Genomic DNA, 10,667 nt, shown 5'->3' with positions numbered 1-10,667 from the left:
TTAACTTATCGTTTTAACTTATAGTTTTGACGATAGGAAAAGGTTCATCACCTAAAATGCCGTTAACTTACATAGTTAGCGGCATTTTTTTGTGTGTTTATTTAATGATAAAATAAGCCTGTGATTCATATTTTCCTTATTCATAGCGGCGATTTTTAAAATAATACTTTTTGTCATGGTCATTGATTTCTCTAAGCACTCGACATGGACTTCCAAGGGCAACAACATTCGCAGGTATATCTTTTGTCACTATGCTGCCTGCGCCAATAACAGTATTTTCACCAATCGTTACACCTGGTAAAACAACCGTATTAGCTCCAATCCAAACATTCGAGCCAATAATAATTGGAATATTAAACTGCGTTGCCTGTTTACGAATATCTGGGTCGATGGGATGCCCCGCCGTTGCTAGGGTAACATTGGGCCCTAACATGACATCATCACCGATATAAATATGAGTATCATCGACTAAGGTTAAATTGAAATTGGCATACACATTGTCACCTAGGTGCGTATGTATTCCCCAATTAGCGTGTAACGGCGGCTCGATATAACAATTATCACCGACCTCTGCAAAGATTTGTTGCATCAAATCATTACGTTTCGCCTGTTCTTTTGGTCTTGTTTGGTTAAAATCATATAAAACTTCTAAACACTGTAATTGTTGTTCAGCCAATGTTTGATCGTCATAGCTATAAATCTTTTGACTGTGCATCTTTGATTTAATATCCATTTATCCTGCCCTATTATCCTGCCCTATTATCCTGACTGATTAAACTATACCCATGCTACCTCAAGATGCAAAGTCAGCAAGGCAAATTGTACCGAGATGCTAGGCATAAAATTGAAGTATAGATAATTCTACATAGAGATTTTATAACAACGCAGATTGGTGCAAGTTGACTTTCCCTACGGGGCGCAACCTTGAGGTGGCATGGGTATATATTTAAATTAGCATTTTTCAAGCATCCTATTTAGATTATTGAATGCTTTATTTTTGATTGATATTGACTAATTAAGGTACTGGTTAATTCAATAAGCGCCATGAAAACTTAATCAATCTAAGTCATCACTGAGGTTAACAAGTAACCACTTTTATAATCAGTATTAACTATTAAAGTAGTGCTCCGAGAATGGTTTAGGTTATAAAAACGATGAAAAACTATAATCAATGAGCTTAAAGCCCTTGCTTTTCAAGTATTGCACGATAAAAGTGTTGAGTTAACCAAGCAAATATTTTCCATGTATATTGCTTGGGTTTACTTAAATGTTGGCAATACACATAACTATATTCAATACATGCTTTAGCTCTTCGATTGCGTTTAAAGTCAGGAGCGCCAGAACTCATATTAAAATGTAAATCATGGCGTTTAGCGTAGTCGATGGTAAATGCCGAAGCTCGGCGATACAGTGCTAATTTCTGAGGTTGCTGAGTATCGTAACCTAATATCGGACAAGTCATATTATTCTCAATGATCACCATGCCAACGGTTGCTAACATCTTTTCTTGATAAAATAATCCATAAAGAGATAACAGCCCAGCTTGTACCGCATTGATAAAATAAGACAAAGTAAATTGTATATTATGCTCACTGTATTTTTGTAAGTACAACATGTCATAGAGTACTTTTGCTCGTTTTATATCTGACTTTAAGAACAATTTTTTAAATTGCCATTGTGGCTGCTTTAATAATTTCAAATCATGTTTAAGATCTTTGCCTGCAACAACCGCTTGCCAGTCTATATGTAAGTAAACTTGTCGTGTAACAATCGCTAACCAAGCATCTTTTTCACATCGTTCGATAATAGCTGCATGCTGTTGATGATTTAAAGATCGTAATAACAAGGCATGCTTGTTACTGGACTGCAAAGCCTGTTTACGTAATGCCGCTAAATCAATATTAGCCCATTGTGCAGAATACATATTCGTTGATAAGCATTGGTTATTTAAGGTTTGAACACTTCCCACACCGGCTAGTTGTAATGGTTTTTCAACAAACTTAATGAGCTTATAACTTAACCAGCGTAGTGCAGAAAATTGTACTTTAGGAATTTCATCTTTTGCATAACCCGTGATCAAGGTTAATGGCGACACCACATAACTGTTATTTAATGGTGCTCCTTGCTGTTGGTGTTTGCCAGAGATGGATAATGTCGCAGGGATCGTTAATTGTTGCTGTTGATAGCAATAAAATTCAGCCTGTAAATGATCTATTTTATGCCCCTGTAACATCATGCTGAAATAGATTTGATGCCACTGCGAAGCCGTTAATTTATTTATATTTTCGGTTGAATAATTTGCGCTTTTCTCACTTTCGCCTGTCTTTTTCTCGTTTACCTCTTTATCACCTACTTTCTTATTGGTTATATTTTTATCGCTTAAGCTGGACATACTCAAACCTCTCCATTCCATTCAATACCTGCCGTACTTGCAGCCGCTAAGGATTGTTTGTTACGAAACGCTGTTATTATTAGCTCAGCGCCGCTTAATATCTGAGCCCAAGGTTGTAGAGGATATGTTTTATCACTAAGCGCATTTTTAGCCTGAAAAAAATCTCGCCAAGTTTGGGTGCTGAATAAAGTGCTAACCCCACCTGCAATCAACATAGTGAAACCAATATATTGTGCTTGTGATGGATTATTGTTAATAGTTACTTTTGGAATGACTGCTTTTTCAATGTTTAAATGTTCAATAGCTAAAAACCGCAGTTCATGTGCGATAAGATGTAATCCACTGGTTGCTCTTGGATTGCACTCAATCACAAAATACTCTCCATTTTGTTCGATGAAATCAAAGGATAATTGTCCATGAAAGTAAACCTTTTGCGCAAAGGATTTAATAAAGGTGTTGATGGCATGATTTACGACGGGTTGAAAGTAAGTTGCCGCCGAACCGTTAACACAATAAGCAGGACGGTAGACTTGATGAGCAATCAATTTTCCGTTATCGAATAAAGCATAATTACAAAGTGCTTGGCCGGTTAATTTTTGTTGTTGTACCCAGGGCCGTGACTCTGAGATATTAAGATTGTGTATCGCGCTGGTTGTTATATCACGAATTACTTGTTCGCCAAATCGGCTAAAGACGGGTTTTAAAATACTATCCCATTCAAGGTCGATCTGCTCAGTTGATGTTAGCTTTTTAGTCTTGGGTAACTGCACGCCACTTAAACCCGATAACATCTCGAAAACAGCAAACTTATTATGTAATTTCAATAATAAATTAGCGTCACTGATCAAACAATTTGTGTGCGCTAATAAATGCTTAAACTGGGCCAGATAGAAGATCTCTTCACAGGTCGGGATCAACATTTGAATTTGATACTTGTCAATTAATGCAACGACTTGCCTTTGATATTGTTCAGGATTTTCTCTTGGAGAGAGCGTTTTAGCATAAGCTTTAATTCCGACTAAAAACCGCCCTAAGGGACATTTTGCACAATCAGTCATATACACTTTATGCCCTTGAGACATTAGTATACGAGCCCATTCAATGGCAACGGGAGCTCTTGCGCCAGTGATCAGGATGCGCATAAATTAACCACTCGACGTTGTTTGTTGGCAGTGTTCCAAGTCGGTTTAAGCGCAAAAGTGAATTCCACAGAGGATAAACCTTGCTGTGTAAAAAGTCCCACCAGCGCAGCCTGTATGGGTCCTTGCATAGAAAGTTCTGCTGCGATTTCAATCTTGTTGTCAGCAACTTGTGAGATTCTATAATCGCAATGTTGTGTTAGCTTTAAACTGATAGCTCGATAGATTAAATCAGGTAATAGCGGTACTTGTTTACCCTGCTTATTGAGTATTAAACAATCACCACAACGTCCTGCAATTGCACCAATGGTTTCAAATACACTAACTGTTTTAGAACCATTTATTAATTGCCCATGATCCTTTAAGTAAACAGGTCCCTTTAAGCAAGCAGGCTCTTTTAAGCTGCCAAGTTTATTTTGACTATCAGATACTTTAATAACATCATCGAGTTGATAACGAATAATCGGTTGAGTGCGTCGACGAAAGTCAGTAATGATTGGGCTGTAATGCGTTTTTTGTTCATTTAACCAATGTTTTTCAATGAACACGATGTCTTCATTCCAACGCATCTGCCCGAATTGATCTGTGCTCCCTAAAAACCCCTCCGTACACTGGTAGACTTCATGTATCGGACATTTAAAGGACTCTTGAATCATTGCTTTATCGGCAGGGGTAAGCACTTCAGCCCCTGAGATAATTCGCGTAGGTTTAATTGGCGGCGCACTGTATTGACCAGTAAATAACGCACAAAGTTGCAATGCTTGTGCACTGCCTATCAGTAAAGTGGGCTGAAATTGATCGAGCTGTTTCATCCATACTGCGATCGGCTGTGTAATATCAATATAACAGAACTGAATCGGGCCTTTATTAATGGTGCTATAAAGTGGGCTATTTGCTCTTAAAACTAAGGCGATACGATGTTTTGTGAGTAGATTTGGTAATAATTTACCCAATATATTACCCGCCCATATTTGCCTTTCCTGTGAATTGGCTAAAAACAATCCTCGCTGGCCAGAGGTACCGGAAGAAAGCCCCACGGTAACATCATCAATATTTGACTGTTTAAATTGACGGCTATTTTCAGCTTCAATAGCGATCTCAAATAATTGTTGTTGTTTTAATCCACGCGTATTTAACTGATCAAAATGCTTCATCATGATCTGCTTATTGATGATCGGAAACTGATCTAAAGATTGCCCCTGTAAAGTCTCATAATAAGGGGAATGCTGACACACCCAATCAAGGTGCTTTTTTATTTGTTTATCTTGCCAATGTTGTAATTGTGCTCTGTTATTAAAACGCTGATATCTGGCTTTATAAAAGGCATTTAATAATGCAATCATTGCATCCAACCTTTGGCTTTTAACTTATCAATCGTTTCTGCACAATGCGAAGGCACAAACTCAATCTCTTGGTGATAATGTTGATAACAAAGCCTGAGTTGCTGTAATGTATGACGATATTCACTTATATCATCACACAGGAAATTAACGATCCAATGTTGGTTTACATTCTCAACAAGGCTATCAATTAACCAACAGGCATCGGCTAATAAAAACACCCACTGCTGCTCAAGCCTACACAACAACCCTACCTGTCCAGCAGCATGTCCAGGCAATGCGACTAAATATAAACGCTGATCATTAAATAAGTCACGACACATTAATGATATCTCAGGCGACACTTGGTCCATTTTCCCAAGTATTTGTGTTATCGGTAACGGAAAATCACCATGGATTTTCAATTGTGGTAACAGCGCAGCCGGTAATAATTTTTTTAAATAACCTTTGCGCACGCCATTAATACGGCCTGATTTTTGTATCGAATCAAGTCCTGCTTGTGTGCAATGAATTCTTGCAGCTTTAAACTCACTGACCGCTGCTATATGGTCGGCATGAAAATGTGATAATACTAGGTGGTTTATCTTATTCAGTTGAATATTTTCAGCTTTTAATTGTTCTGTGATGCAGTCTCCCTGTTTTAATTTACAGGGAGTCACCCAAGCATAAAAACGCTCAGGAAAAGAACGTGTAACATTAAAAAACTGCTCATGGTAGCCAGTATCAAAAAGCACAAACCCTTGTTCTGGATGTTCAATTAAAGCCACTGCAGCGGGAAAGGTACGCGGTGTTAATCCACTGCCAGGTTTCACAACAAAGCCTGGGTGAATACAGTGTCCGCCTTCAAACAGTTTTATTTTTAGTCCAGTCGACATAGCGTTTTATTCCTTCAGTCATACTGACATTAGCTTGATAACCTAACATTTTTTTAGCTTTATCAATATTTAAGGTTTGGTGAAAGTTTAACAACCCAGCACTATAAATCGTGATCTTAGGCTCTGGTTGATGAGGTAAATATCGACACAGCTTTTCATTTAGGGCAATCACAGGTGCACATAATGCATAAGGTAAGGTTGTTAATGTCAGTGGTTTTGTTTGCTCTTGTTGCAATGCCGATAGTAACTGTTTTAAGACAAAGTTAACTGGCATTGGTTGATCATTACTAATATTAAAAATACTGCCATTTTCTAGTTTTGGTGCTTTTAAACAGGCTAATAAAGCAGCATCGGCGACATTATCGACATAGGTTAAATCCAATACCGGATTTTTTGCCGAAGGTAGGAACAAGCGATGGCCTCGCATCGCCTTTAATAATCTTGGTACAATTGCCCTGTCATTCGGTCCAAATATGCCACGCGGTCTTAGTATCACAGTATTAATGACATTTTTTTCTTGAGCTGCAGTGGTTAATACAACTTGTTCTGCTAAATATTTGGTTTCGGTGTAATCACTACAAAAGTGTTCCGCTACATTATCTTGCTCACTGATCAGCCAACGGTCGGTAAAATCAAAATACACACTGGTCGTTGAAACATGCACAAAGCGAGTCACCTTATGTTGTTTTGCTAGGTTCAATAGATTCTCAGTTGCAACCACATTAGCTTGATAAAACTGCTCATAACTTCCCCAAGGACTAGAATAAGCGGCACAATGAATAATGGCATCAAAAATCGGCATTTCCTGACCACCAGCGGATTCAAAAATCTTAGCTAATGCTTGGCCATCACTTAAATCAACAATATGCCCCGTTACTGGGTATTTATCGGTTAATTGCTTAACTATGTCTTTATCTCGTCCGATAAAATGTAATTGATGCTGCTGATGGTATAAGCGAATAATGGCACTACCTAACATGCCCGTACCACCGGTGATCAATATCTTGAGCGATATTTTATTGAGAGTATCGGCACTCATAATGTTAATAACCCCATGCCTAATGACAACCCTGCCGCCGTACCAAATAGTAATACTGTTTTGGTGGTTAATGTTTTAGGCTCTGATGATTTTGTAGGTCTAGATAATGTTGTCGGTTTTAATGTTGTTTTAGATGTTAATAGTTTGTCGGAAGCAGGATTAGACTGTTTTGTTTGCTCTCTATCAAGGGCTATTTGTTGTCGTAAAAAATGCAAATTAATAGGCAATGAAGCAGCAATTTGATTGCCTAATTGCGCCACATTATTAACCACTTTATGCTCTGAAAAACCAATGATACGCGGTAATTTATTAATCGCACGATGGCTGGCTTGATGTGGTAATACATAATCAATGTGTTGTTTATTCACTTCAGCGCGTTTTAATCCCTTTTCTAAAAAGGTGGGCACTGCTTTCACCATTTCCCTAAATAATGCTTTGCCATTCATCTCAAACTGACTCGCCGTTAACAAGTCAGCATGTGCAGTCGTGTGTGGGTTAATGGCACTGCCTCCGCCTTTTACTTGGCAAAGCTCATAACCTTGATGGTGAGTCTCAAATAATGCGCCTGTAAAACCGCTTGCAAGCGGATCAGCCTGTAACACATAAGCTGCGGCACCATCGGAAAATAGTGTCGCCACTTCAAACGATGCGGGTGTCGTTTTGTTCAATGTAATACCCGTACCACACTCACTGCTTACAATAACAATACGTCGATGGCGCTTAGCAAGAAAGAGACACTGCGCATAATCTAATGCAGATAAAAATGACAAACAGGAGCTGTTAATATCAACGCTAGTTAAATGGGCTGGTGCTTTTAAATAGGCTAAAACGGCTGCCGCATCATAGGGCAAAGTTTGATGGTGTGTTGCACTGGCATAAATAATAAAATCAATATCCTGTATACGCATACAAGCATTTTTTAATGCACCAATAATCGCTTCACCCGCCATCATAATAGCGGTTTCATGAGATGCAGCAATATAACGTTTTTCAACACCATATTTGCGTTGGCTTGTCCCCAATTTCAAACCTAAATGGCGATCAAAATCTTCACCATTCCAAGTTTGTTGTGGTAGATAAATATCACTACCCATAATATTAAATGCCATATCACCCTTAACTATCAGCCGTTACTTTAACTAAAATTAAAACCCAAACCAAAACCAAAGCTAAAACCAAAGTTAAATCCAAATGAATAAATATAACCAATTGATTTATTAATAACTATTTTCATAGTTACTCTAATCGAGATTGTTTTGTGTTTAGTCAGCTATTTAAATAGTTTTTTAATTGCTGTGATCATCCAACTCATGATTGGGCCTTTGCCTTTATCAAGCCGCTTGACGATCCCCATTTCTACAATTAATGAATCGGGAATATGTTGCGATGATAATTTAACTAACTTACCCGTATTCCACTGATCGTTAACTATATGTTCAGGCACCAATGCCCAACCAATACCATTCCCGACTAAACCACTAATATGATAATAACTATCCACATACCAATGCTGCACTGAGATTGACTTTTCAGGTTTCCCTCCGAGACGATTACGGATCACCAATTGTCGGTATTGATTTAATTGCGCATGAGTAGGTACGGGTACCTTCGCTAAAGGATGGTCAACAGACACTACCAAAGCGTGTTTGAATTGGCTAATAATCTCTAACTCCAAATCATAACTCAGCGCTTTTAAATGGAATAAAATACCAAAGTCTGCGGTTTTATCTTCAATCCATTTAGCAATATCATCTTGAGAACCATTGATAATAGTTAACTTTAATAACGGGAATCGTTGACTCACCTCACCAAAAAATGAGTCAAGACTAAGAATAGGAACGGCTTCATCAATGGCTATTGTTAATGCTAACTCTTCACCATCACTAGCTGTTAAAGCCCGAGATTGTAATCGTTGGCATTGAGATAAAACGGCTTGCGCCTCAATGTACATCTCCTCTCCTAATGGCGTTAATACCGGTAATCGCGCATCACGATTAAATAACTCAAACCCAAGGTCTGCTTCTAGGTTTGCAATAGCCGTACTCACACGTGACTGCGCTTTTCCGAGTTTACGCGCCGCAGCAGAAAATGAGCCCTGCTGCACTGAAAGCACAAATGCATCAAGCTGATCTAAGGTCCAATTCATATTTACCTTTCAATATTTAAGTATTCAAGAAACCAAGTAATCAATAAACCATGTATCCGATTAACGGATAGATATTAACTTTCACCAATCTAATTAACAAGCATAATAACGCCACTAAAAACGTTCACATATTTCAAATAACGTACCTAGACAAAAAGTAGCGATAAAAAGTAGCTTGCGGATAACAACTTTTTATCCAAGTGCAGCCCAATCGTTTTCAAATAAAGATATTAGCCAGATAAAAATAGAGAATAAAATGCAAAACCAAAGTATCGATTTTCCACAATCAGTGCCACCGCTTAGCTGTGAAAAAAAACACTTAAGCTCAACAAGGTCAATCACAACTGATGAATCAATCAGTAAAGTTTTTTGGCGCTATGCGATCCCCTCCGTTGCGGCGATGATGGTGAATGGTTTATATCAAGTGATAGATGGTATTTTTGTTGGTCATTATGTTGGTTTTGAAGGTTTAGCTGGCATTAATATGACGATGCCAATAATGGGCGTCATTATTGGTTTAGGGTTAATGATTGGTATGGGTGGCGGAAGCTTGATCTCCATTTATCGTGGTCAAGGTGCTGCGCATAAAGCTAATGCGATATTGATTAATAGCCTCTATTTGATCGTGCTTTTTGCAGGATTATCGACGCTATTAATCAGCAATTTTGGTGGCGTATTACTAAACCTACAGGGTGCGGCAGGTAATACATTGTCACACAGTATGAATTACCTCAGTATATTTTCTTGGGGTGCCGGTTTCGCCATCTCTGCTGCCGTTATTCCGATGCTTATTCGTAATGACAATAGCCCAAACTTTGCGACGGGTTTAATGGTTTTTGGCGCACTGGTGAATATTGTGCTCGATTACCTTTTAATTGGCGTTTATTCCATGGGATTACAGGGAGCAGCCATTGCAACTGTCATTGCACAATGCTTAGTTTTTAGTGTCGGGATGATTTATTTTTTCTCATCTAAGGCTCAGACTAAGCTAACTCTGAAAGGATTGAATTTCAAAAGTAGCGTAGCCATTAAAATCATTAAACTAGGTGCATCAAGCCTATTTATGTTCCTTTATTTTGGTTTAGTCATTGCATTACATAATAAATTATTAATGGTTTATGGTTCGCCGGTTAGTGTCGCTGCATTTGCTATTATTGGTTACATTGCCACATTATATTATGTAACCGCAGAGGGAATTGCTAACGGCATGCAACCACCCGTCAGCTTTTATTTCGGAGCTAAACAAGCAGAAAAGATCCAAGCCACCGTCATATTGGCGTTAAAAATAGTAGTCTATTCAGGTATTGCGATAGTGGTTATATTGAATATTTTTCCTGACTTTTTTATTGGCTTATTCAGTCAAGCAGATATTGAATTAGCAATTGAAACGCAACAAGGTTTACGTTTGCACCTTTTTGCCCTTTGCTTAGATGGATTTTTATTTATTGCTACCGTTTATTTTATGTCGGTCAATCAAGGTGCCAAAGCATTATCAATTTCAATAGGTAACATTGTGCTGCAATTACCTTTTTTATACTTATTACCGCAATGGTTAGGGATCGATGGTGTTTGGTTATCACTGCCTCTTTCTAATGTGTTGTTAACTTTGATTGTTGTTCCAATGTTATGGCGAGATATGCAAAAAATGAGTAAATCGACTTTATAAAACTGAAGGGCATAGACCTAAAGCCTGTTATGCCCCTTACTTATTACAGAAGCATTACCTATTAAATAAA

At 38.1% G+C, this 10,667-nt stretch carries 9 protein-coding genes; 1 reads left to right on the top strand and 8 read right to left on the bottom strand.

All coding sequences use genetic code 11. The features are described from left to right. Positions 1 to 136: 136 nt before the first annotated feature. The 8 genes from MT391_RS19940 to MT391_RS19905 all read right to left on the bottom strand — a co-directional run bounded on the left by MT391_RS19940 (position 137) and on the right by MT391_RS19905 (position 8,931). Positions 137 to 733, bottom strand: coding sequence for a sugar O-acetyltransferase (locus MT391_RS19940; protein ID WP_299668909.1), 597 nt, complete (start codon positions 731 to 733; stop codon positions 137 to 139). Positions 734 to 1,177: 444 nt separating this feature from the next. After that, positions 1,178 to 2,392, bottom strand: coding sequence for a hypothetical protein (locus MT391_RS19935; RefSeq protein WP_499499790.1), 1,215 nt, complete (start codon positions 2,390 to 2,392; stop codon positions 1,178 to 1,180). A 2-nt stretch (positions 2,393 to 2,394) separates the two neighbouring features. Continuing rightward, entirely contained in the window at positions 2,395 to 3,534 is a 1,140-nt protein-coding gene (locus MT391_RS19930) for an ATP-grasp domain-containing protein (protein WP_499499789.1), read from the bottom strand. Next, the gene (locus MT391_RS19925; protein ID WP_499499787.1) at positions 3,522 to 4,874 is read right to left on the bottom strand and encodes a F390 synthetase-related protein; all 1,353 of its coding nucleotides are present in this window, start codon (positions 4,872 to 4,874) and stop codon (positions 3,522 to 3,524) included. Before MT391_RS19925 ends, MT391_RS19930 begins: the two co-directional genes overlap by 13 nt. Next, positions 4,871 to 5,746 carry an MBL fold metallo-hydrolase gene (locus MT391_RS19920; protein ID WP_499499786.1) on the bottom strand — a complete coding sequence of 292 codons (876 nt, stop codon included), beginning with the start codon at positions 5,744 to 5,746 and terminating at the stop codon, positions 4,871 to 4,873. Before MT391_RS19920 ends, MT391_RS19925 begins: the two co-directional genes overlap by 4 nt. Next, on the bottom strand, positions 5,715 to 6,785 hold the full coding sequence (locus tag MT391_RS19915) for an NAD-dependent epimerase/dehydratase family protein (protein WP_499499784.1): 1,071 nt from the start codon (positions 6,783 to 6,785) through the stop codon (positions 5,715 to 5,717). Before MT391_RS19915 ends, MT391_RS19920 begins: the two co-directional genes overlap by 32 nt. Then, positions 6,782 to 7,894: a 3-oxoacyl-ACP synthase III family protein gene (locus tag MT391_RS19910; protein WP_499499782.1), complete on the bottom strand. Its 1,113-nt coding sequence runs from the start codon at positions 7,892 to 7,894 to the stop codon at positions 6,782 to 6,784. Before MT391_RS19910 ends, MT391_RS19915 begins: the two co-directional genes overlap by 4 nt. 161 nt (positions 7,895 to 8,055) lie before the next feature. After that, entirely contained in the window at positions 8,056 to 8,931 is an 876-nt protein-coding gene (locus MT391_RS19905; protein ID WP_499499780.1) for a LysR family transcriptional regulator, read from the bottom strand. A gap of 256 nt (positions 8,932 to 9,187) precedes the next feature. On the opposite strand from MT391_RS19905, the gene MT391_RS19900 reads away from it, so the two are divergent. Continuing rightward, complete coding sequence (locus MT391_RS19900; RefSeq protein ID WP_499499778.1) at positions 9,188 to 10,597, top strand: MATE family efflux transporter; 1,410 nt, start codon at positions 9,188 to 9,190, stop codon at positions 10,595 to 10,597. Positions 10,598 to 10,667: the final 70 nt, after the last annotated feature.

The organism is Vibrio sp. 1-Bac 57, assembly GCF_037546855.1.
In the GTDB taxonomy this organism is placed as follows: Bacteria; Pseudomonadota; Gammaproteobacteria; order Enterobacterales; family Psychromonadaceae; genus Psychromonas.
This window is presented reverse-complemented; position numbering and strand designations above follow the sequence as displayed.

What these genes read in the sequence shown, in the direction of transcription:
- MT391_RS19930 (WP_499499789.1), bottom strand. Translation starts at nt 3,534, where the DNA reads ATGCGCATCCTGATCACTGGCGCAAGAGCTCCCGTTGCCATTGAATGG.
- MT391_RS19935 (WP_499499790.1), bottom strand. Translation starts at nt 2,392, where the DNA reads ATGTCCAGCTTAAGCGATAAAAATATAACCAATAAGAAAGTAGGTGAT.
- MT391_RS19940 (WP_299668909.1), bottom strand. Translation starts at nt 733, where the DNA reads ATGGATATTAAATCAAAGATGCACAGTCAAAAGATTTATAGCTATGAC.
- MT391_RS19915 (WP_499499784.1), bottom strand. Translation starts at nt 6,785, where the DNA reads ATGAGTGCCGATACTCTCAATAAAATATCGCTCAAGATATTGATCACC.
- MT391_RS19900 (WP_499499778.1), top strand. Translation starts at nt 9,188, where the DNA reads ATGCAAAACCAAAGTATCGATTTTCCACAATCAGTGCCACCGCTTAGC.
- MT391_RS19905 (WP_499499780.1), bottom strand. Translation starts at nt 8,931, where the DNA reads ATGAATTGGACCTTAGATCAGCTTGATGCATTTGTGCTTTCAGTGCAG.
- MT391_RS19925 (WP_499499787.1), bottom strand. Translation starts at nt 4,874, where the DNA reads ATGATTGCATTATTAAATGCCTTTTATAAAGCCAGATATCAGCGTTTT.
- MT391_RS19920 (WP_499499786.1), bottom strand. Translation starts at nt 5,746, where the DNA reads ATGTCGACTGGACTAAAAATAAAACTGTTTGAAGGCGGACACTGTATT.
- MT391_RS19910 (WP_499499782.1), bottom strand. Translation starts at nt 7,894, where the DNA reads ATGGCATTTAATATTATGGGTAGTGATATTTATCTACCACAACAAACT.